This window comes from Duganella sp. P38 (genome assembly GCF_050859475.1).
Classification (GTDB): Bacteria; Pseudomonadota; Gammaproteobacteria; order Burkholderiales; family Burkholderiaceae_D; genus Rugamonas.
Window position 1 is genome coordinate 4,531,468 of sequence record NZ_CP193936.1, and the last position, 20,759, is coordinate 4,552,226.

Genomic DNA, 20,759 nt, shown 5'->3' on the forward strand with positions numbered 1-20,759 from the left:
ACAAGCTCCTTATTTCAATCCGCCGAAGGGATCGTTGATTGAGTTGTTGTTCTTTGCGGGGGCGCCCTTCTTCGACGGGGCAGGCGCCACCGGCTTGTTGCGGGCGGTATTTGCTGGCGGCACCAGCACCTCTTCGCCAAGACTGGTGCGCAACAGCCTGGCCAGATCCTGTGCCTCGGAACGAAGCGAGCCACTCAGGTTGTTTTGCCGGCTCAGGTCCGTCAGCGCCTTGGTTGACAGACGCAAGCCGCTAACGGCGACGATGCTGTTCCCCAGCTTGTCGGCAGGGTCGCGTTGCAGGGCTTCCTGCGCGTTCAGGATCGCCTCGCCGTAGTTGGCGCGATCAAACTTGATCTGCGCGATTTGCAGCCACGGCGCTTTATCGGCTGGATAATTGGCAGCGGCGCTTTTCAGGATGCTTTGTGCCTTATCCGTCTGGCCGGCAGCCAGCGCTGCATCCGCATCCGCCAGCGCACGATCCAGCGTAGGTGACTGGGTCCTGTCAGCACGTACGCTGGCGCCATCCGTCGCGCAGGCCGTTAGCAACAGCAGGCTGGCTACACAGGACAGTATTGATCTTGCATCACTCATCGGTTCCTCCTTTCGCGTCACCGGTTGAGAAGAGATGGCCAGTATTCATGAAATGCGCGGATTGGCGATTGCGCTTACTCAAGCGCCGTCTTCTTTTCTCTTTGCTTGCGCCTTCGCAAAAAGTAGCGCCACCGCTTTCGCTCTAATGGATGGATCGCCTGGAGACGCCATGAAATTCATCCTGATCGCGGCACTGCTTGTGCTGCAAGGCTGTGCAAGCCAACGCCTGCCGGAAAGCCAGAAGCCAGCTCGCAATGTGGCGATACGCCTGCATGCAGGCCCAAATCTGAACGCCGGCGATGGCCGGCAGCCCTACGCGCTGGCCGTGCGCATCTACAAACTACGCCAACCGGCGGCGTTCCAGCGGATGAACTCCGACAGCTTTCTCAGCCAGCACAGCGAACGCCAGATGCTCGGCGACGATCTGCTGGAAGTAAAGGAAGTGATGCTGATACCCGGCCAGCGCTACGAAATCACCGAGAAGGTGACGCGCGAGGCTTCCCACATCGGCGTGGTGGCGCTGTTCCGCGCACCAGCGCCCAATCGCTGGCGGACCGTCATTGCCGCCGCAGACGCCGAGAGGAATGGCGTCACGATAGGTCTGCATGCCTGCGCCATCAGCACAGGCGAGTCATTGGCGCCAGTGCGCTGCAATTGAACGAGGAGACAGCATGAGCATTCCATCCAAGGTGCTGTGGGGCGAGGGACTGTTCCTCCGTCCGCAGCACTTCCAGCAGCAAGACCAGTACCACGAGGCCCGCCTGCTGCATACCGTGCAGGCCATGCATCCGTATGGTTGGGGCGTGCGCGAGATCAGCTGGGATTTCGACGCGCTCAAGGCCGGCAAGCTGCGACTCGAATCGTTGTCGCTGATGTTCCGCGATGGCGAGATCATCGACGCGCCATCCAGCACACCGCTGCCGCCGGCAATCGACCTCGCGCGCATTCCTGCCAGCGTAATGGATATCACCTGGTACGCAGCCCTGCCCTCGCTGTCGCCCGCAGGCGGTAACGCGGCATCCATTGGCGAGCAGCATGGCGGCGCGCGCTACGGCCAGTCCAGCCGCCAGATGGCGGACCTGTACACCCAGGCGGTCGGCGCCGACGTCATCTTTCTGAAGAGCGCGGTGCGCCTGCTGTCCGACCTGGAGCCGCTGGGCGCCTTCGAGTGCGTACCGGTGATACGTTTGCGGCGCACTGTCACCGGCGGATTTGAGGCCGATCCGTCGTTCATTCCACCCGGCCTCTCGATCGCTAGCGCACCCGCCCTCAGGGCCATGCTGGACCGGCTGCTGGAAGCCTTGCAGGCGAAGGTCCAGTCGCTGCAAGGCCATATGCGCGAGCCTAGCCGCAATGTGATCGAGTTCCGCTCGGGCGATGTTTCGTCTTTCTGGCTGCTGCACACTGTCAGCACCTCGGCGGCGGCGCTGATGCACTACGCGCGACATCCCGAACTGCATCCGGAACGGCTGTTCGAGGCGCTGCTCGCACTGGCCGGCGCCATGATGACCTACTCGAAACAGTATGCGCTGATCGACCTGCCCAGCTACCAGCACGAAGATCCCGCGTCTTGCTTCTCCGCGCTGGACGACATCATCCGAGACCTGCTGGACACCGTCATCTCGACAAAATATTTTTCCATCTCGCTCACCGAAGAAAAGCCCAGCTACCATCTGGGCAAGCTCGATTCCGGCAAGATTGACCAGCGCACCACGCTGTACCTGGCAGTGGGCGCGGCGCTGCCGGCGTTGGAACTGGTGGAGGTAGTACCGCTGCGCGTCAAGGTCGGCGCGCCGGACGACGTTGAGAAATGCGTGTTGTCGGCCATGCCGGGGGTGAAACTCACGCACGCGCCACAAGTGCCGGCCGCGATTCCGATCCAGCCGGACACTTACTACTTCGCACTGGAGGGCAAAGGCATGTTGTATGAACAGATGCTCAAAGCGCAGTCTATATCGATCTACGTGCCGGCCGGCATACGCGATCTGCGCCTCAACCTGATCGCGGTGACAGCATGACGCCGCAGGTGGAACGCCGCGCCAACCCAACGCTGATGGGTGGCCAGCGCAAGCAAATCCAGCCTGGTTATGGCCACGTGCATACATTGCTCGACTTGCTGCAGGAGGGCTTCTACATGCTGTTCATGCTGAAGAACGGCAGCGTGCCGCCGGGTGAAGCACCGTTCCTCGACACCGTTACCGCCTACCTGGCGGAATTCGACCGCGAAGCGCGCAAGCTGCGCGCGCAGGGAGAAGACATCGACGCCGCCAAGTACGCGTTCTGCGCGGCGCTGGACGAAATCATCCTGTCGTCGCAGTTTCCGATGCGGATGGCGTGGGAACGCCGCCCGTTGCAGCTGGTGATCTTCGGCGACCAATTGGCGGGCGAACACTTCTTCGATCGCCTCGAAGCCCTGCGTAGCGCCGGCGGTTCACGGCTGCCGGCACTACAGGTCTTCCATATGTGCCTGCTCATCGGCTTTCGCGGCAAATACGCATTGGATGCCAGCGACAAGCTGGCCTACCTGACCGCCCGCCTCGGCGACGAGATTGCGCACATGCAGGGCAAGAGCAAAGGCTTCGCGCCGCAGGCCGAGCGTCCCGACCAGATCGTGCACAAGCTGCGCTCCAACACGCCATTGTGGGCAGTTTCGGCGGTGTTCAGCGTGATTGCGCTGGGCGCGTTCATCGGCCTTGAGGCCTCGCTGTCCCGCTCCACGCAGGAATCGCTGGCGGCGTATGCGGACCTGGTCAAGCTGGCTCCGCGTCCCGCCTACGTCACGATCACACTGCCATGACTACTGCGCCACGCGGAACTCGATGCGGCGGTTGCGCGCCCGCCCTTCCGCCGTGCTGTTTTCGGCCACCGGGCGATCCGGTCCCTGGCCGGACACCATCACCATGTCCTGGCTGACGCCCTTGCCGGACAGGTAGGTGCGCACCGCCTCGGCACGCGCCTGGCTCAGGGCCAGATTGCTGTCGCGCAGGCCTACGTTGTCGGTGTGGCCGATGACCTCCACCCTTTTACCCTTGACCTTTTGCAGCGCGGCCGCCATTTCATCGAGAATGGCCTGGCCAGATGGCGTCAGCGTCGCCTTGCCGCTATCGAATTCGATGATGCGCTTGGCCAGCGTGTCGTCGAGCAGATTCTGTTCGGCGGCGCTGACGCGTAGGCCATTGTTGACGGTATAGCTGGGATTGAGGCTGGTGGCGATGTCGCTGGCGATCTGTTGGCGCTGCGCCTCGTTCGCCACCTCGCCGCGCAAGGTGACGTTGGTGCCGTCGATCTTCAGCTCTCCCTTGCTGATCAATTTCAGGTTCGGCGCGATCAGCTTTTGCGCATAGGTGTTCCAGTTGGGCGGCAGCGATACCTGGGCTATGCTGATCTGGTCCACCACGCGCTCTGCGCCGTACAGCGCCCGCACATTAGCCAGCAAGGCCGCCTTGCTGGCTTCATCCGGCACCGCGCCAGTGACGACGATCTGCCCCGGCGTCTGGGCCGCGCTTCCCCCGCTGGCTAGCAGCAGCGCAATCAGCAGCGTTTTCCTGGACATGGCGTGCCCCTTTCAAACAAAGGTTTCATGGAAGAGCGCTTGCACCGAGCGCAAGGAGAGCTGGGTTTGCTCAAGATAGGCGGCGAGCTTTTGCACATTCGGATCGCAGGCGATTAGCTCATCGACCCACCCGGCATAATCAAAGCTGATCTGCTGCTCGGCGCTGCATTGCGGGTCGATGATGGCGGCTAGCGTTTCCGGCGCGGCGCCGCCGAAGCCGATGATCAACGATGGCCGTTCGCCGACGTCCGCGAGAAACAGGCCAAGTTCAAAATCCGCCTGCTGGAGGAAGGGCATGATCAGGTCCAGCCAGAAGGCTGCGACCAGGCAGCGTTGGCGCCCGGCCTGCGGCAACGGCAGGACCAGGCTTTTGTCCAGCCGTTCGGCGCCGCTGCGGCGCACCGGCTGCAACAGCAGACCGATTGCCAACACCGTGCGGCGCACGCAGGCGCTGGAGAGCATCGCTTCCAGCGCGCCGATGTTGTGACGATCAAGGAATTCGAGAAAGTCCGCCTCATGTTGTTCGCTGGCTGGATCGATGTCAACGCGGGCCACGGATAACGCTTGCAGCGCGGCGTCCGGATCTGCGGCGGCTTGCACTTCCGCGCCAAGCGCGCTCAGTTCTTCCCACAGGGGAGCGAGAACCAGCGGGCTGCGGGGAATAAAGGCTGCCGGCGCACCGACTTCGATGGCGCTCATGGTAAGAAACGGATAGCGGCGCTGCGAACTGTCGCTGCTGGCGGCGAGATGGCCGGCGATAGCGCGCCGGCTGCGGGTGCCGACAAAGGCGAAGCTCAGCGGTTCCATGGCGTCGTAGCTAAGCTTCCAGCGCGGGCTCGCGCTGAGAATATTCATTACGTCGGCCAGCCAGTCGTCGAGCAAGGCAGCCAAAGCGACGTTGTCTGCGGCCTTGATAAAGTCGGCGTAAGCGGGCAGCTTGCCGAAGTAGCCGATGCGTGTGGCCTGTGGTCCACGCTTCATTGGGCCGCTCCGGTCATCGCCCCGACAGCGGGCGCTAAAGGAGCCGCCACCGCCGGCGATGCGGCCGCGGAAGTCCCCATCGCGCCAGCGGCGTCGGGCGAGGCGCCAACGATGGTTTCAGGCAGCCGCATGCCACGGAAGCCCTGGTCGTGCGGTGCATTGGCGGTAGCGCTGCTATCCGGACTGCTGACTATCTTCAGGCCCATGGCCACCGTAATCGCTCCACTGGTCCAGCGCAGCTCGAAGGCGCCGCCGTCCTTTTTCTGCTTGACCGCCGCGTCGATCATGCGCTTCAGGCCAAACTGCCCCGGCTCATTGAACACATCGATACTGCGGCCGTCGAAGGCGACGGCGGTGATGCGCGCACCCGGAGCGCCTTGCGGACCGGGGTGCACCATGTTCGCCCATTGCGCCGGCGTATTCCGGTAGCGCAGCTGCTGGCCGTCTATCTCCACCGTATATTCCAGCGTTCCCGGCGCCGGCATCGGCTGGATCTGAAACACCGTCTGCGCGGCGGAGCCGGACGCCACGCCGCCGGCACCGATCGGCGCAATCCACGCCGGGAAGCGCTGTATCGTCTGCGGCGACAGCGTGATACCCATATCCGCCCACGTGCGCGGCGCCAGCACATCGCCACGCCGCAGCACCAAGGGCCCCAGCGTACCAGTGGCAAATTTGGCCACCAGGCCATCCGGACCGAAGAACTGCGCGATCTCCGAACTGGCCGCCTCAATGCGTGCATTCGGCGCGAACGGATACTTGTTGGCCAGCGTCTGCTGGAACGGTTCGTAGACCTGCGCCAGCCAGGTCTTGTTGATCTCCGCCTCGGCTGGCCCGATCAGCACCGCAAAGGTCTGCATCAGCGGCCGCACCAGAATCGGCCGCATGGCCTGCTTCTGCGCGTCCGTCATCCCGGCCAGCATCTGCTCATCGACATGACGCAGCGCGTCGGCCAGTTCCGAGCCGCTGCCTTCCAGGGTCTGCTGCATGAACTGCCGCGCACCGGGTCCGGGGTCGCCCTGGTTTTTCAATTGATTGAGTCGGCTACGCAGCCGGGATAGCACCTCCATATAGGCCCGCATCAGCGACGCATCCTTGTCCTTGACCGCCACCAGCCTGCCGATGCCCGCGAACTCCCGTCCCACCGGTCCAAGCCCGCCGCCCGGGCGTTCCGCCGGCAGATTGATATTGATCTGCGCCGGGGACCGGCGCAACACGCTGTACTTGATCCAGTTGATGAAGCCCGTCTGCGCCTCCCTCACCTGCGCGCTTGCCACCGTGGGATTGTCCCACGAGGTTTGCTGGTGGATCTCCGCAAGAACTTTCGACAACGGAGATGACTGCGGATCGCCAAGCCGGTTCATCGCCGTCACTGCCGCGTCGAAGCCGCCCAGATTGGCGATACTGACACCCTGCACAAACTTGTGCCACTCGCGCACGTAGTCGGTCCGGTACAGATCGGACAATCCTTTCTGAATCTGCTCCGGACTTCCTTCCAGCGTAAGGTCGTCGCGCGCGGCGCTCTTCAGCACCCAGTCGGTGCTTTGCAACTCGCGGTTGGCCGCGTCGCGGAAGGCTTCCTGCACAAACTTCTCCCATGCCTCGCGCGTGTAGGCGCCAGGCACCGCGTGGCTGCCGGTGACCAGGGCCTGATCCTGTTCCCCCACCATGCGCGCCACTGTCATTGCGGCGAAGCGCGTATTGGCACGGGCGCGAATGTCGGCGTACACGCGCTCCCGCGCGGGCATGCCGCGCACCACGCGGCGCAGGTTCTCGCGCGACTGGTCCACCAGCGCCAGCTTCAGGTCGATACGCGGCCAGGCCGGATCGGGAATCTGCGCCAGATAGAACGACATCAGGCGCTCGGCGCTCTGGATCATCTGCTCGCGCGGCATGGCGCCCCGGTTCTGTTCCAGCCATGCGCGCCAATGGCGTGGCAACTGGTCGTTCAGGTGGCTCGCTTCCGCGTGCGATTTATCGGCCAGCATCAGGTAGCTTTTGAGGGCGTTATAGCCATCGTCCACATTGGTGGGCGACGCTTGCTGGAACTGCCCGCCCTGCGCAGGACGCGGCGTACCGGAGGGTTGCAGCTCGCTGGCGTGCGCGTTCATTTCAGACAGCAGCGTTTCCAGATTCTCGACCACGGGCGTCACCATCACGTTTTTCACGCCGGCGAAATATTCTTCGCGCAGCTTGCGCTCCAGCGCCTCTCCCTGGTAAAGCCCCATGCGCAGCGACCAGGGACGCGCCTCGCGGTACTTCTCCAGCTGGCCGATGCGGTCCTGGATAATCTCCAGCGCTTCCAGCCGCGATTGCAGGTCCAGCCGCCTGGCCTGGAGCTTGATGACCTTATCCAGGTCCGCTTGCACATTGCTCACCAGCTGACGGTTGCTCATATAAGACCAGGTCCATCCACTAAGCGATGCGCCCAGCAGCAGTACCGCACCGAAGAAGGCCGCATAGCGCAACCGCACCTTGTTCTTGCTGGCGTATTGGGAAACCAGATCCTTGTCGGCAAAGATTACCTTGCGAAACAGATGCAGCAGGAAGAAGCCGGAGTGTCCCGCCACGCCGGCCGGCGCGGCAACAGGGCTCGCTAGGGCGAAGCGCTTCGCCACACGCTGCGATTGTTCGCTCAGCGGCACCCCCTCCTGCAATGCGCTGGTGAAGTAAAAGCCGCGGAACACGGGCTTGAACTGAAATGGATTCTCTTCAAACAGCGTCACGAGGAAGGAGCGTAGCGCCGTGCGGATCGTCGAGAATTCCAGCGGAAAGGTGAACACCCCAGGCTCCATGCGTTCGCGCCGCTGTTGGCCCATGGTAGCGATACTCATCGCCTTAAGGCCGTCGCATAGCTCATCGAAGGCGTGGTCGAAGAAGGCCATCACTTGCTGGCTGCTCGTCTTGCGCTGATACGGCATGGTGGCGCCCCATACGCGCTCGCGCTCCGCGCGTTCGGACTGCGCGAAGAACTCGCCGAAGCCGGCAATCAGGTCAGCCTTGGTGAACACCACGTACACCGGCGCAAACACCTCCAGCCTTTCGATCAGGTCCTGAACACGCTTGCGCAAGCTGCGCGCCAGCTTGATGCCGGCTTCGGGATCGTCGCCGCGCAGCTCCGCAATGCTGACCGCGATGATGATGCCGTTGATCGGCGCGCGACGGCGGTACTTCTTCAGCAAATCCAGAAAGCCGTACCACTCGGCTCGGTGTTCATCCAGCACCGAGTAACGGCCAGCCGTGTCAAGCAGAATGCCTTCGGTCGTGAAGAACCAATCGCAGTTGCGCGTGCCGCCCACGCCTTGCAGCACCTTGCCATCCGCGAAAGGAAATTGCAGGCCGGAGTTGGTGATCGCCGTGCTTTTTCCTGCAGCCGGATTCCCGATGATCATGTACCAGGGCAGTTCGTACAAGGCGCGTGTGCCGGCCACAATGCCCAGCTTGGATCCCTTGATGGTATCAATCGCCTTCAACATGCTGTCGCGGATCGCATTGACCTCGGCCACAGACGGATCGGCCACCGGCTCCGGCTGGCTGATCGCCTGCCCGAGTTGCCCGGACTCGCGCCGGGCGCGCCAGCGGCGCCAACCCCACACCGCGCCCGCCAGCGCCAGCATGACGGCGGTGGCGATCAGTGCCCAGATCAACGCCAGCTCCAGCACTTGCGCGCCCAGATAAAACAGGGCCGCCATCGCCGCCAGGCCCATGATGGTAAGGTTGCGACTATCGGTCAGAAAGCTCCAGATTCTGCGCATCATAGATGGTGTCCGGCGAAGACGACGACGCCCAGGCAGCAGGCGGACCGGTCAATGGTGCCACCAACAAAGCCTGCTTTTCTTGCGCAAGAACAATGGCGCTTACTTATTCAACGTGCCCGGCACGCGCAGCTCGGCGTGGCCGAAATCCATCATGGTCCAGCGACCGCCCCAGGTAAGGCCGGCCGCCTCGGCCGCCGCGCCGTACAACTGGTAACCCCGCATGGCCCAGGGATCTTTTTCGGAAATCACCAGCTTGCCGCCGCGCAGGAAGGCGCAATCGGCGGCCAGGCCGAACTGGTGATAGCTCTGGAACGCCCTGGCGTTGGTCACGCTCGGACCGGCCGCCGCCAGCGTGTTCTGCCGTTCCGGGCTGCGATAACCTTCGAGGATCGCCATGTCGTAGCCGTGACGCTCCTTCATGATCTTGAAGACCAGCAGCAGGCGCTGCGCAAAAGCGGGATCGAGCAGTTGCCAGTTGCGGTTGGCGCTGTCGAGCATCGGCCGCACCAGCGTCACTTCAGCGGTGGTGAAGACCAGCGGCGGCGGTGGCGTCGGCGCCATCAGCTGCTCGCCTTGCAGCAGGCCGGCGATCTGGTCGTTGATGGCTTGCGTGTCGCTGTCGTACGCGGAAAGCATGTCGCGGCCGCTGAGTAGCAAGGCCAGCAACGGCGGCACGGTCAGCAGCACCGAGGCGGCCAGCAGCAGCGGCCAGCGCCGCTTGAGCAAGCTGGCACTGCGGCGCAGCGCGCCGCCAGCGTCCCGCCCCAGCCCTGCCGCCTGCCTCGCGCCAAGGCGGGCGCCACCGCGCACCCGCTGGCCAACGCGGCGACCGGCCATGCCAAGCGCGTGCGTCATCGCCTCGCGGCCGGCTGGAAAAAGCAACAGCCATGCGCAAAAGCATGTCAATACGAAGAACAGCAGCATAGAAACGAGAAACATGGTGCGCTCCATCAAAACGGGCTGACGCCGCAGACACGACACTTCATCGTAGGCCGTTCGCAGCACAGCGATACCGGCCAGATCAAATACGAGGGGGAAATGTGGAAACGTCGAAGCCTGATCTGATGAGCGCGTCGCCGCGCGTCCAAGGCAAGCGCATTCTGGCGCAACTGGAACATGGCCCGCGCGCGCCGGCAGTAGCGGTGCGCGCAGCCGGCTGGACCATCGATGGGTGGAGCATCAGCCTGTGCGCGCTGCTTTTATTAATGTGCGTGGCGGCCTGGCTGCTGCACGACCAGCGGATTACGCCGGAGACGTTCCGGCCAGGCCCGGCCTACACGACAACACGGGCCACGACATCGCCGGCCAGGGCGGCCAGCATCGCGCATCCGCAGGCTCGGGAACAAGCCGCCGCGATCATCAACGAACCAGGGGAAACTGCCGGGCCGGCCACGGTGCGAGCAGGCGCAGCGCCCACAGGCGTGGCGCCGACACCTACCGCAGTCACCGCCGCGATTGCCAACGCCGCAGCAGCGCAGGCGTCGCCGCGCGTGGTGCAGTACAAGCCGGGCCCGACACGCCCCGCGTCGGCCGCGCCATCAACGACCGCGGCCGCGGGCGACACGGACGTCACCCTGCTGACCGCGCTGGTCGCGCACGCTGGCCAGTCGGCGCCGGTGACGTCAGAGCGCAGTCGTGACGTCGTCGAACGTCAGGACGGCGACACCACGGAGCAACTGCTGGCGCGCTGCAGGCAGCTGGGCATGATAGAAGGGATGCTGTGCCGCTCGCGCATCTGCTCCGGCAGGTGGGAGGCCGACGCCGCCTGCCGCGCGCCGGCGCAAGGCCATCACTGAGTCAGCCGCGCTTGGGAATCTCCAGCCCCCTGGCCACCGCAGGACGCGCGACGAAAGCCGCCAGCACGCGCTGCACATTGCTAAACTTGCTAAACTCCACCAGATCGCCGGCGCCGTAGAAGCCCACCAGATTGCGCACCCACGGCCAGATGGCGATATCGGCGATGGTGTACTCATCGCCCATGATCCATTGGCGCCCTTCGAGCCGCTGCTCCAGCACGCCCAGCAGGCGCTTCGATTCATTGACATAGCGGTCGCGCGGACGCTTGTCCTCATACTCCTTGCCCGCAAACTTGTGGAAGAAGCCCAGCTGGCCGAACATCGGCCCCACGCCGCCCATCTGGAACATCACCCACTGGATGGTCTCGTAGCGCGCGGCCGCATCCTTGGGTATCAGCTGGCCGGTCTTGTCGGCGAGGTACAGCAGGATCGCGCCCGATTCGAACAGCGCCAGCGGCTTGCCGCCCGGACCGTCCGGATCGAGGATCGCGGGAATTTTGTTGTTCGGGTTGAGCGACAGGAATTCCGGCGACATCTGGTCGCTGGTGTCGAAGCTGACCAGGTGCGGCTCATACGCCAGGCCAGTCTCTTCCAGCGCGATCGACACCTTCACGCCATTCGGCGTCGGCAGCGAATACAGCTGAATGCGCTCAGGATGAAGGGCCGGCCACTTGCCGGTGATGGGAAATGCGGACAGGTCTGCCATGGTGCGAATACTTTCAAAATGAACGATTTGCTGATTATGTACCAAGCGCGGCAAACCTGCTGACGGCCGTACATTAATCCGCTTGACGTTGGTTGCCGGAAAAGTCACAATGAAATGGTTGCGCTATTCATTTTGCGCATCGCAACATGGTAATACCATGAAAAGCGCCGTGGAGACCCGGCCGAACACAACAATATCGGACATCATGACCAACGCCACCCCTAGCCCAGCGGGCAAACTCTCGGTCACGGAAAAGATCGGCTACAGCCTGGGCGACCTGGCCGCCAACCTGATCTTCCAGACCTTGCTCACCTTCATCGCGTTTTTCTACACGGACGTCTACAAGATTCCGGCCAACGCCGCCGCTACCATCATCTTCGTCGGCGGCCTGGCGGGCGCCTGCTTCAATCCGCTGATGGGCCTACTTGCCGACCGCACCAGCACGCGCTGGGGCAAGTTCCGCCCTTGGCTGCTGTGGACCGCCATCCCGTTCGGCCTGATCGCCATCCTTGCCTTCAGCACGCCGGACCTGGGCGAGCGCGGCAAGATCATCTACGCCACCCTCACCTATTTGATGCTGATGCTGGTGTACTCGGCCAACAACCTGCCGTACTCGGCGCTTAGCGGCGTGCTCACCGGCAGCATGCAGGAGCGCAACAGCCTGTCGGCCTACCGCTTCGTCGCGGTGATGATCGCCCAGCTGATCATCCAGGTGCTGCTGCTGCCGCTGGTACTGATCCTCGGCGGCGGCGACAAGGTGGCCGGCTTCCAGAACACCATGATCATCTTCGCGGTGGCCGGCACCATCTGTTTCCTGATCACCTTCTTCACCACGCGCGAACGCATCGTGCCAACCGCCGCGCAGCGCTCCAGCGTACGCCAGGACATCGTCGACCTGTTCGGCAACAAGCCGTGGGTGGTGATGCTGCTGCTGACCATCCTGGTGTTCATCACGCTGGCGCTCAAGGGCGGCCTGTACATCTATTACTTCAAGGACTACCTGCAACAGGCGGCGCTGGCGCAGTTCCTCGACGACATCGGTTTCAACGGCTTCATCGTGCACCTGAACGCGGCGCTGAACGGCGTCGGCCTGACCAGGTTCCAGTGGCCCGAGGACCCGGCGACCTCGGCCTTCAGCCTGTTCAACGGCGCCGGCATCGTCTGCATGATCATTGGCATCGGCTTTTCAAAATCGCTGGCCGACCGCTTCGGCAAGCGCGACGTGTACGCCGCCACGCTGTTCGCCTCCACCATGTTCATGCTGGTGTTCTACGGCTTCGCACCGACCTCGATCGGCCTGATCTTCGGCGCGCAGATCCTGCACGGCTTCTTCTATGGCATCACCATCCCGCTGCTGTGGGCGATGATCGCCGACGTGGCCGACTATTCGGAATGGAAGAACAACCGCCGCGCCACGGCGCTGCTGTTCTCGGCGATGATCTTCGGCCTCAAGGCCGGCCTCAGCATCGGCGGCGCGCTGGTCGCCGCGCTGCTGTCGAGCTACGGCTACGACGGCACGCTGGCGCAGCAGGCGCCGGCGGTGGCCGACGGCATCCGCGTTTCGATCAGCGTCTACGCCTCGATCCCGTTCCTGCTGGGCACCGCGATCCTCTACTTCTACCACATCAACAAGGCCACCGAGCGCACCATCGAGCAAGACCTGTTTGCCCGCCGCGCCGCCGCCACCCACTAAGAAGGTCACCCCATGTCCGAACAACTGACGCCGGCCGAAGAACAGGCCCTGCAACACGCTATCTCGCAACCGCTGGTCAAGCACATCTACACCGCCGACCCGTCGGCGCACGTGTTCGACGGCAAGCTGTACATCTACCCATCGCACGACATCGAAGCCGGCATTCCGTTCAATGACAACGGCGACCACTTCGGCATGGAGGACTACCACGTGCTGTCGCAGGAAACGCCGGACGGCCCCGCCACCGACCACGGCGTGGCGTTGCATGTGAAGGACGTGCCGTGGGCCGCGCGCCAGATGTGGGCGCCGGACGCTGCGCGCAAGGACGGCAAATACTATCTGTACTTCCCGGCCAAGAAGGCGGACGGCATCTTCCAGATCGGCGTGGCCGTGGGCGACAAGCCGACCGGCCCGTTCACGCCGGAAGCGACGCCGATCGCAGGCAGCTACTCGATCGACCCGGCGGTATTCGAGGACAACGGCGAGTTCTACATCTACTTCGGCGGCATCTGGGGCGGCCAGCTGCAAAAGTACCGCGACAATGTCTACGCCGACGGCAACGAGGAACCGGCGGCCGACCAGCCGGCGCTGACCGCGCGCGTGGCGCGCCTGTCGGCCGACATGAAATCGCTGGCCGAGGCGCCGCGCGCGGTGGAGATTCTGGACGAGCACGGCAAGCCGCTGCTGACCGGCGACCACGACCGCCGTTACTTCGAAGGCCCGTGGATGCACAAGTACAATGGCAAGTATTACTTCTCTTACTCGACCGGCGATACCCACTTCCTGTGCTACGCCACCGGCGACAACCCGTATGGCCCGTTCACCTACCAGGGCCAGATCCTGACGCCGGTGATCGGCTGGACCACGCACCACTCGATCGTCGAATTCGATGGACGCTGGTTCCTCTACTACCACGACAGCAGCCTGTCCAAAGGCATCACCCACCTGCGCTCGGTGAAGGTGACCGAGCTGTTCTACGACGAGCAGGGCAACATCAAAACCATCTCGCCATACGGCGGCAAGTAGGCTCGCCTCGTCAGACGATCAGCGAGCGCGACGGCTTTTGCACGCGCTGCTTCTCCAGCACCACGACCGAATCGTGGATGTGTATGCCAGGGCAGGAGTTGCTCACTTCCGGCACCTTCTGCCCATCGATGTGATACCAGTGGTGCAGGTCATCCATCAAGTCCTGCACGATGGTGCTGAAGAAGTTGTGCGGCGAGCGGTAGCCGCCGCCAAAGGTTTCCCAATAGGCCGTATGCAAATCCTCGATCATGTACAGGCCGCCCTCGCTGACCTTGGGGAACAAGGCCTTCAGCGTCACCGGAATATGCGCCATCTGATGGCTGCCGTCATCGAGCACGATATCGACGCCGCCCATTTCCTCGACCACCGCAGCAAGAAAATCGACATCGTCCTGCGACCCGATGCGCACCTGGCCGGCGATGCCATTTAGCTGCGCGCACTCGGGATTGATGTCGACACCATAGATAACCGCCTGCTCGCCAAAATACTTGCGCCACATCTGCAGGCTGCCGCCCTTGCTGACGCCGATCTCCAGAAAGCGGACCGGCTTGCCGCGATAAGCGCCGAAGTAGCGCTCGTACAGCGGAATATAGTGGTGCCACTTGTGCACCAGATAGCCCTTGTTCTCGGCGTAGATGCGCGCCAGATCGCCTTCAAAGTTGTACTTGCTCCGGATGTCGTGTTCAACGCCCAACTGCTGGTCGTAGCCAAACTGGTTGATATCGACCAAGGGGATGCGGTTCTGCCCCAGCAGCCAGGGCAGTTGATCCTTGGCGAGGCCCAACTGGGTGTGCACGATGTCATACACCGCCGGCAACAGGTTGGGATGGTTGGCCAGCAAGTGATTCAGGGATTCCAGGATGGTGACTTCAATGTTTTTCTGACTCATGCGCGATCCCTTGGTGAATAGGTAGCAAAATCATACTCCACCGCCAACCGTCGACACCAGGTTGGCAAACAACAGATGTCGCAACATCGCTCCTTCTTGCGGGATAGTCCCGCCACTAACCTTTTGGTACGTACTTACCAGACAGATAGCGAATCCCTTACACTGCAAATTCCCACAATTTACCAGGAGCATTTATGAGCAAGGTCATTATTGTCTACCACTCGGGTTACGGCCACACCAAGCGCGTGGCTGAATACGTTGGCGAAGGCGCGGGCGGCGAGCTGCTGGCCATCGACGCCGAAGGCAACCTGCCGGAAGGCGGCTGGGACAAGCTGGCGGCGGCCGACGCCATCATCTTCGGCGCGCCGACCTATATGGGCAGCCCGAGCTGGCAGTTCAAAAAATTCGCCGACGCCACCTCCAAGGTCTGGTTCACCCGCGGCTGGCAGGACAAAGTGTTCGGCGGCTTCTCGAACAGCGCCAGCTTCAACGGCGACAAGCAAGTGTCGCTGATCGCGCTGCAAACCTTGGCCTCGCAACATGGCGGCATCTGGGTCAGCCTGGGCCTGGCGCCGGCCAACACCAAGGCTGCCCAGCGCACCGACCTGAACAACCTCGGCGGCTCGGTCGGCCTGCTGGTGCAATCGCCATCCGACGCCAGCGTCGACGAAATCCCGCAAGGCGACCTGGACACCGCAAAAGCCTACGGCAAGCGCGTGGCCGAAGTGGCCGCCCGCCTGGCGAAGTAAGCACCAGCCCGAAGCCCCGTGAATGCTCACGGGCGCTTCACTGACAGGCATGCCTGATACTTCCTCTCAGCGAAACGGCATATGTGCCAAAATACCGCTTTTAACCGCCCACTTGTCAGAGTCCCATGCAACTACCAAACTTCAGCGATAAATTTTCCGATAACCTGGCCCTGCTTCCTGTTACCGATGCGGTCGCGGCAATCGAATTGCTCGACCAATCAGGCACGCCAGTGGCAACGCTTGAAAACAAGCCAGGCCAGGCCGGATCGCTGCGCGTCTACTCCTGGCTGGCCGACACCTTCGGCGCGATCACCGCGGAGGCGGCAGAATTGGGCCTGAAGATTTACGCTGAACACACGCAAGATGCGCGCGCCAATCCGGGCAAACATCCCAACATCGACCGGCTGTTCAATATTCAATCGGCAGCGCAGACTCTGCAAGTGAAAAGCCTGTAAACGGGCCGTGGCGGCCGGCGCGCGCCCGGCTGCCGCAAACCAGAGCCGACCTACCTGGCAAGCTCCAGATAGTTGACAGCGCCCGCCGTGAATAACCATATCTTGCGGCCGGCCAATCGCATTACGCCGCCAAGGAGTTCTGCGGGAACATCACGAATCTGCCAGGTTGTCCCACCATCGAGGCTATAGTGAATTTGCTCCGCAAATCGCCTGCCGGTGATCATGGACTTGGGATTCCAGGTCCTGATGGCAATAACGCCTTCCGACGATTGAACGTCGCCGATCATCACGCCCTTAACCTCCCAGATTAATCTGGCGGCCGCAGCCTGCCCTGCCGAAGGCACGAGGAACATTCCGAAATGGTCTGGCGTCACTTTATCGCTGGCGGCATTCAGACGTACCAGATAGCCGCCCTCCACGGCCAAGACTTGAGCGTCGAAACGCGGACTCCAAGCGCGCGTGCTGATATCTGTGGCGAGTTCCTCGGCCTTGTTCTCCGCTGGATTAAAGCGGGACAGCATGACGAATTCCGCCGACTCTGCTTGCACACTGACAAAAGCGTCAGCAGCGTAGGATACCGCGCCCGGATCGCTAATCCCCTTCCACTTTTCCATCAACAGCTTCCACGACTTGCCGCCATCGGTCGTGCCATGGATGGCGATATCCGCAAACGCGTCATCTGCGAGCTGGGTAGACAGCAGAAAATAGCTCGATGCATTCTGCGGAATCAATCTGCACCAGGTGCCAAGCTGGCCACAGGACACCGGAGTATTGATCCGGCCCCAGCTTTTCCCCTTGTCGTGACTGAGCACGAAATCCGATTGGCCTGGGTTGAGATCTCCGGGTGCAAAGTTGTCACGTTCAGCAATAATGCTCTGCGCGTCGGCCCACAGCGGTTGCAGCACGTGCTGTGTCGCAACGGCCGACATTTCCGCACAAGTCCCCTTGTCCTTTGATTGGCAGATCAAAACAGGATTGCTGCACAGCGTATTCCCCAACCGGCGCATGTTCAGGCCGATCAGTGCGGAATCTCCCTGAACAAAGGGGCGGACCAGTTCTTTAGGAGACGCATCATCGAAGAAGGATTTCGCCATCTCCGTCCAAGCCGAGGCCGGTAATCCTCGCGCCTGAAACAGCTGCTTCATTTGCGCCAGAGCGAGGTTGTCGCAACCGGCGTAGGTTGGAGAAAAATGCGGGAATTGATAAGCACTCTTCCATGAGTCCGGTTCGCCAGCCCTCAAACTCGATGACACCAGCAGACAAACGGCGGCCATTACAGCATAAAATTTTTTCATGACATTCCCGTACCGATAATAGAAAAAAGGCCTACGTACCGAAGCACGTAAGCCTTTTTCTGTATTCTGGCTCCCCGACCTGGACTCGAACCAGGGACCTGCGGATTAACAGTCCGTCGCTCTACCGACTGAGCTATCAGGGAAAAGAGGCCGCATTATATACGGCTGCTTTTCAACTGTCCAGTCCGACCCAGCGCAGTTTATTTTTGCGCCTGCGGTGCGATTGCGATCGATACACCGGAGGCTCTTTGTACCGTCTCATAGCGATCGATGTTCAGCACCTCGCCGTCCTCTGTGAAGGTTAGCTTGGCGCCATCCTTGGTCACGAACTCGCCGTCGGCGACGGGAAAAATCTCGACGCCCGGCCTGCCTCGAAGCGATAGGAAATACCGCCTCACCTGATGGCTGAAGCGCACCATGTCACCGTTGCTGAGCACGTATTCATATTCGTAAGGCTGGAAGTCCTGCGGGAGCAGCTTTGTGCGGCGCGCTGTGACGCTCACACTTTCAACCGGCTCCTGATCGGTAGCGCTCATCACAGGCGCTTGTTGTTGAGCATAGACCGGCGCGGCCGACAAGCACGCAACGACCGCAGCAAGACAAGGCAGAGCGATTCTCATGACACCTCCCGCGCAATTGGTAGAAAAATAATATCCTACTGTATTGCGATAGGCAATTATTTTTTCTACTCGTGATGGGAAAGTTATGCCGGCACAGCGCGACTCGCTGACGGCGGGTGACTTGCATGGCGTGAATCGGCCGAGGACCGACGTCCCGCAAACCGAATGTTGCGGGACGTGGCCTTTCAACATCGGCCCGATTTAAATCCCAGGCCGGTTTGTTTCTTAGAAACCGCCGCGGAACTGCACGCCAAACTGGCGTGGCTCGTTGACGAAGCCGGTCAGGTTGTTGAAGTCGATGCCGCCGATGATGCGCTGGGTGTTGGTGATGTTGCGCGCGAAACCGGCCAGCTCGTACTTGCCGTCAGCCCAGTTGTAACCGATGCGCAGGCCGCCTTCCAGCATTTCCTTGCCGGTGAACTCCTTCGATTCGTACAAGAAGAAGTTAACCTTGCTGCGGTACGACCAGTCGGTCAGCACGAACAGGTTGCCGTTCGCCAGCGGCCAGTTGTAACGCGCGCTGGCGTTGATGATGTACTTGGCCGCTTGCGGCAGCGGGTTGCCGTTGATCGAAGCCAGGCCGTTGACCATCGGGTCGGTCACGGTGCAGGTGCCGCATACCGCCGCGTACAGGCTCGGGTCCTTGATTTCGGTGTGGTTGTACGAACCGCTCAGGCTGACCTTGAAGTCCGGGGTCACGAAGCCTTCGATCTCGGCTTCGACACCGCGGCCGGCGGTCTTGGCTGCGTTGATCAGCTTGGTGACGTTGGAGGTGCCGCCAACCACGGTCAGCTGCTGGTTCTTGACGTCGTAGTCGTACACGCTCAGCGACGCGCGGGCGCGGCGGTTGAACAGGTCGGCCTTGATGCCGGCTTCCACCGAGGTGATGGTTTCCGCGTCGGCCACGGTGATCGGCACCGACGACGACGCTGCGGCGATCGATGGCGCGCGGAAGCCGGTCGCTACGCGGGCGTAGGCGCTGACATCCTTGTTGATCTTGTAGTTGCCGCTGAGGTCCCAGTTGGCTTTGTTCTTGCTCACGTCAGCCGACTTCGGGCCGACCTGGCTGACATTGCCCCAGATGTTGACGGTGCGGAATTCCTTCTCGTCGTGCGTGTAGCGCAGGCCGCCACGCAGCGTGAAATCGCTGGTCACGTCATACGTCAGCGAGCCGAAGGCCGCGTAGGCTTCGTTCTTCTGCTGGCTGGTGATGTCCGAGGTTTGCGCCTGGGTGGTGCTGTCGAAGTTGTCGCTGAAGCCGGTGCCGTTTTCCTTGAAGTAGTACACGCCGGTCTGCCAGTTCAGCGGGCCAGCGTTCTTCGATTCAACACGGAATTCCTGGCTGTACTGCGACAGTTGCTTGATGCCGCCGGCAGTCTGCACCGGGAAGCGCGGCGGGTTGGCCGGCGAGCCGCCGTCGATGTCGCCACGGGTGTAGTAGTTGTCGATGCCTTCGTAGCCGGTGATCGAGAACAGCTTGACCGAACCCAGGTCCCAGGTCAGGCGGGCGTTGGCGCCGTTGGTGGTCAGGTTCTGGAAGTTCAGGCCGTCGGTCGAGATCTTGGTGAAGTCGTAGCCGTCGGCGAAGTCGTTGGTGCCCTTCTTGATCAGGTTGGCGCGGAACAGGCGCGCGCTGCCAGTGGTCGAGCGCGCGTGCACGTTGAACAGCGCGTTGAAGGTGGTGCTTGGCTGGTACAGGAACTGCACGCGCTCGGCGTGTTCGTTGTAGCCTTCCAGCGAATCGTTCTGCTTGGTCCAGGTGTTGTCGACGAAGTCGTCGCGGTGCTGGCGCAGCGTCGAAACGCGCATCGCCCACTCGCTCGACAGCGGAATGTTGGCGGCCGCTTCAACGCTGGAGGTCATGTGGGTAGCGATCGAGGCGCTGTAGTAGCCCTCGATCTTGTCCAGGTTAGGCTTGGCCGATTCGAACTTGACCACGCCGGCAGGCGTATTGCGGCCGAACAGCGTGCCCTGCGGGCCGCGCAGCACTTCCACGCCGGCCACGTCGAACACCGGGAAACCTTTCAGGATGCCGTTCTCTTGCACTACGTCGTCGTACACCAGCGATACCGGCTGCGATGCGAAGGTCGAAAAGTCGGTATTGCCGTAGCCGCGGATGTAAAAGCGCGGGAAGGTACGGCCGTTCGACGATTCCACGTTCAGCGACGGCACTTTGCCGGCCAGGAAACGGATGTCCTGGCCGCCGGACAGCAGCACGTCCAGTTTTTCAGCTTTCAGCATCGTCACGGAAACCGGCACATCCTTGATGTTTTCCGCGCGGCGCTGCGCGGTCACGGTCACGGTTTCCAGCTGCGGCTGGGTGGTGGCTGCGTCAGTCTGGGCCAAGGCCGAGCCGATAGGCAGGATCGCGCTCAGCGCCAGTACGCGCTTGTGCATCTTCGACAGTTTGATCATTCAATTTCCCGATTTAAATGTAGTGCAAAGAGTTAGAAACAGTGTGTCTCCTGCTTTCTCTTTTTGTAGGTCACTACCCGCTCATCTGTCGTGATCGTGGCAGCGTAACGGCCTGTACGCCCTGCTGTAGCTAGCAATAGTGCACTGACTTTTTTGAAAGGCGATATTTTCATTGATTGATACCATGTATTGCAAGCTGAATATATCTGAAACCGATTTAACTGATAGAAAT

At 62.0% G+C, this 20,759-nt stretch carries 18 protein-coding genes and 1 tRNA gene; 8 read left to right on the forward strand and 11 right to left on the reverse strand.

The window, feature by feature from the left end; genetic code table 11:
- Positions 1 to 9 precede the first annotated feature (9 nt).
- Positions 10 to 591 (reverse strand): tetratricopeptide repeat protein, encoded by a 582-nt coding sequence (locus ACRQ5J_RS21065; protein ID WP_432379511.1) that lies wholly within the window; start codon positions 589 to 591, stop codon positions 10 to 12.
- Between the two features lie 34 nt (positions 592 to 625).
- Between ACRQ5J_RS21065 and tssJ the strand changes: the two genes are divergently transcribed.
- Genes tssJ through icmH form a run of 3 tightly spaced genes read left to right on the forward strand, consistent with a single transcriptional unit; the run spans position 626 to position 3,388 of the window.
- Complete coding sequence (gene tssJ / locus ACRQ5J_RS21070) at positions 626 to 1,249, forward strand: type VI secretion system lipoprotein TssJ (protein WP_432379513.1); 624 nt, start codon at positions 626 to 628, stop codon at positions 1,247 to 1,249.
- Between the two features lie 13 nt (positions 1,250 to 1,262).
- On the forward strand, positions 1,263 to 2,609 hold the full coding sequence (gene tssK, locus ACRQ5J_RS21075) for a type VI secretion system baseplate subunit TssK (protein ID WP_432379515.1): 1,347 nt from the start codon (positions 1,263 to 1,265) through the stop codon (positions 2,607 to 2,609).
- Complete coding sequence (icmH, locus tag ACRQ5J_RS21080) at positions 2,606 to 3,388, forward strand: type IVB secretion system protein IcmH/DotU (protein ID WP_432379517.1); 783 nt, start codon at positions 2,606 to 2,608, stop codon at positions 3,386 to 3,388. The genes tssK and icmH overlap by 4 nt, the downstream gene beginning before the upstream one ends.
- Here icmH and ACRQ5J_RS21085 read toward each other — a convergent pair whose 3' ends face one another.
- The 4 genes from ACRQ5J_RS21085 to ACRQ5J_RS21100 form a co-directional block, all read right to left on the reverse strand.
- Positions 3,389 to 4,144: an OmpA family protein gene (locus ACRQ5J_RS21085; RefSeq protein ID WP_432379519.1), complete on the reverse strand. Its 756-nt coding sequence runs from the start codon at positions 4,142 to 4,144 to the stop codon at positions 3,389 to 3,391.
- 12 nt (positions 4,145 to 4,156) lie between these two features.
- On the reverse strand, positions 4,157 to 5,125 hold the full coding sequence (tagF, locus tag ACRQ5J_RS21090; protein WP_432379521.1) for a type VI secretion system-associated protein TagF: 969 nt from the start codon (positions 5,123 to 5,125) through the stop codon (positions 4,157 to 4,159).
- Positions 5,122 to 8,880 (reverse strand): type VI secretion system membrane subunit TssM, encoded by a 3,759-nt coding sequence (gene tssM, locus ACRQ5J_RS21095; protein ID WP_432383702.1) that lies wholly within the window; start codon positions 8,878 to 8,880, stop codon positions 5,122 to 5,124. The genes tagF and tssM overlap by 4 nt, the downstream gene beginning before the upstream one ends.
- Before the next feature lie 102 nt (positions 8,881 to 8,982).
- Positions 8,983 to 9,822: a M15 family metallopeptidase gene (locus ACRQ5J_RS21100; RefSeq protein WP_432379523.1), complete on the reverse strand. Its 840-nt coding sequence runs from the start codon at positions 9,820 to 9,822 to the stop codon at positions 8,983 to 8,985.
- Between the two features lie 101 nt (positions 9,823 to 9,923).
- Between ACRQ5J_RS21100 and ACRQ5J_RS21105 the strand changes: the two genes are divergently transcribed.
- A complete protein-coding gene (locus tag ACRQ5J_RS21105) occupies positions 9,924 to 10,679 on the forward strand; it encodes a hypothetical protein (protein ID WP_432379524.1) in 756 nt (251 codons plus the stop codon).
- Between the two features lies 1 nt (position 10,680).
- On the opposite strand, the gene ACRQ5J_RS21110 is transcribed toward ACRQ5J_RS21105, so the two are convergent.
- On the reverse strand, positions 10,681 to 11,385 hold the full coding sequence (locus ACRQ5J_RS21110) for a glutathione S-transferase N-terminal domain-containing protein (RefSeq protein WP_432379526.1): 705 nt from the start codon (positions 11,383 to 11,385) through the stop codon (positions 10,681 to 10,683).
- Positions 11,386 to 11,590: 205 nt separating this feature from the next.
- On the opposite strand from ACRQ5J_RS21110, the gene ACRQ5J_RS21115 reads away from it, so the two are divergent.
- Positions 11,591 to 13,078, forward strand: coding sequence for an MFS transporter (locus ACRQ5J_RS21115; RefSeq protein ID WP_432379528.1), 1,488 nt, complete (start codon positions 11,591 to 11,593; stop codon positions 13,076 to 13,078).
- A 12-nt stretch (positions 13,079 to 13,090) separates the two neighbouring features.
- Positions 13,091 to 14,104, forward strand: a complete 1,014-nt coding sequence (locus ACRQ5J_RS21120) for a glycoside hydrolase family 43 protein (protein ID WP_432379530.1) — start codon at positions 13,091 to 13,093, stop codon at positions 14,102 to 14,104.
- 10 nt (positions 14,105 to 14,114) lie between these two features.
- Here the strand turns inward: ACRQ5J_RS21120 and ACRQ5J_RS21125 are convergent, their stop codons facing one another.
- Entirely contained in the window at positions 14,115 to 14,993 is an 879-nt protein-coding gene (locus ACRQ5J_RS21125; RefSeq protein WP_432379532.1) for a class I SAM-dependent methyltransferase, read from the reverse strand.
- Between the two features lie 194 nt (positions 14,994 to 15,187).
- Here ACRQ5J_RS21125 and ACRQ5J_RS21130 point away from each other — a divergent pair, with 194 nt between their 5' ends.
- Positions 15,188 to 15,742 carry a flavodoxin family protein gene (locus ACRQ5J_RS21130; protein WP_432379534.1) on the forward strand — a complete coding sequence of 185 codons (555 nt, stop codon included), beginning with the start codon at positions 15,188 to 15,190 and terminating at the stop codon, positions 15,740 to 15,742.
- A 125-nt stretch (positions 15,743 to 15,867) separates the two neighbouring features.
- On the forward strand, positions 15,868 to 16,197 hold the full coding sequence (locus ACRQ5J_RS21135; RefSeq protein ID WP_432379536.1) for a DUF2322 family protein: 330 nt from the start codon (positions 15,868 to 15,870) through the stop codon (positions 16,195 to 16,197).
- 50 nt (positions 16,198 to 16,247) lie between these two features.
- On the opposite strand, the gene ACRQ5J_RS21140 is transcribed toward ACRQ5J_RS21135, so the two are convergent.
- From ACRQ5J_RS21140 to ACRQ5J_RS21155, 4 genes are all read right to left on the reverse strand, one after another.
- A complete protein-coding gene (locus ACRQ5J_RS21140; RefSeq protein WP_432379537.1) occupies positions 16,248 to 17,492 on the reverse strand; it encodes a hypothetical protein in 1,245 nt (414 codons plus the stop codon).
- A gap of 67 nt (positions 17,493 to 17,559) precedes the next feature.
- A tRNA-Asn gene (locus tag ACRQ5J_RS21145) sits at positions 17,560 to 17,635 on the reverse strand.
- A gap of 57 nt (positions 17,636 to 17,692) precedes the next feature.
- Positions 17,693 to 18,112 (reverse strand): hypothetical protein, encoded by a 420-nt coding sequence (locus ACRQ5J_RS21150; protein WP_432379539.1) that lies wholly within the window; start codon positions 18,110 to 18,112, stop codon positions 17,693 to 17,695.
- Positions 18,113 to 18,337: 225 nt separating this feature from the next.
- On the reverse strand, positions 18,338 to 20,527 hold the full coding sequence (locus ACRQ5J_RS21155; protein WP_432379541.1) for a TonB-dependent receptor: 2,190 nt from the start codon (positions 20,525 to 20,527) through the stop codon (positions 18,338 to 18,340).
- Between the last annotated feature and the right edge of the window lie 232 nt (positions 20,528 to 20,759).

Bases quoted from the DNA above. Each gene is read 5' to 3' on its own strand.
- ACRQ5J_RS21065 (WP_432379511.1), bottom strand. From the start codon at position 591: ATGAGTGATGCAAGATCAATACTGTCCTGTGTAGCCAGCCTGCTGTTG.
- tssJ (WP_432379513.1), top strand. From the start codon at position 626: ATGGCCAGTATTCATGAAATGCGCGGATTGGCGATTGCGCTTACTCAA.
- tssK (WP_432379515.1), top strand. From the start codon at position 1,263: ATGAGCATTCCATCCAAGGTGCTGTGGGGCGAGGGACTGTTCCTCCGT.
- icmH (WP_432379517.1), top strand. From the start codon at position 2,606: ATGACGCCGCAGGTGGAACGCCGCGCCAACCCAACGCTGATGGGTGGC.
- ACRQ5J_RS21085 (WP_432379519.1), bottom strand. From the start codon at position 4,144: ATGTCCAGGAAAACGCTGCTGATTGCGCTGCTGCTAGCCAGCGGGGGA.
- tagF (WP_432379521.1), bottom strand. From the start codon at position 5,125: ATGAAGCGTGGACCACAGGCCACACGCATCGGCTACTTCGGCAAGCTG.
- tssM (WP_432383702.1), bottom strand. From the start codon at position 8,880: ATGCGCAGAATCTGGAGCTTTCTGACCGATAGTCGCAACCTTACCATC.
- ACRQ5J_RS21100 (WP_432379523.1), bottom strand. From the start codon at position 9,822: ATGTTTCTCGTTTCTATGCTGCTGTTCTTCGTATTGACATGCTTTTGC.
- ACRQ5J_RS21110 (WP_432379526.1), bottom strand. From the start codon at position 11,385: ATGGCAGACCTGTCCGCATTTCCCATCACCGGCAAGTGGCCGGCCCTT.
- ACRQ5J_RS21115 (WP_432379528.1), top strand. From the start codon at position 11,591: ATGACCAACGCCACCCCTAGCCCAGCGGGCAAACTCTCGGTCACGGAA.
- ACRQ5J_RS21120 (WP_432379530.1), top strand. From the start codon at position 13,091: ATGTCCGAACAACTGACGCCGGCCGAAGAACAGGCCCTGCAACACGCT.
- ACRQ5J_RS21125 (WP_432379532.1), bottom strand. From the start codon at position 14,993: ATGAGTCAGAAAAACATTGAAGTCACCATCCTGGAATCCCTGAATCAC.
- ACRQ5J_RS21130 (WP_432379534.1), top strand. From the start codon at position 15,188: ATGAGCAAGGTCATTATTGTCTACCACTCGGGTTACGGCCACACCAAG.
- ACRQ5J_RS21135 (WP_432379536.1), top strand. From the start codon at position 15,868: ATGCAACTACCAAACTTCAGCGATAAATTTTCCGATAACCTGGCCCTG.
- ACRQ5J_RS21140 (WP_432379537.1), bottom strand. From the start codon at position 17,492: ATGAAAAAATTTTATGCTGTAATGGCCGCCGTTTGTCTGCTGGTGTCA.
- ACRQ5J_RS21150 (WP_432379539.1), bottom strand. From the start codon at position 18,112: ATGAGAATCGCTCTGCCTTGTCTTGCTGCGGTCGTTGCGTGCTTGTCG.
- ACRQ5J_RS21155 (WP_432379541.1), bottom strand. From the start codon at position 20,527: ATGATCAAACTGTCGAAGATGCACAAGCGCGTACTGGCGCTGAGCGCG.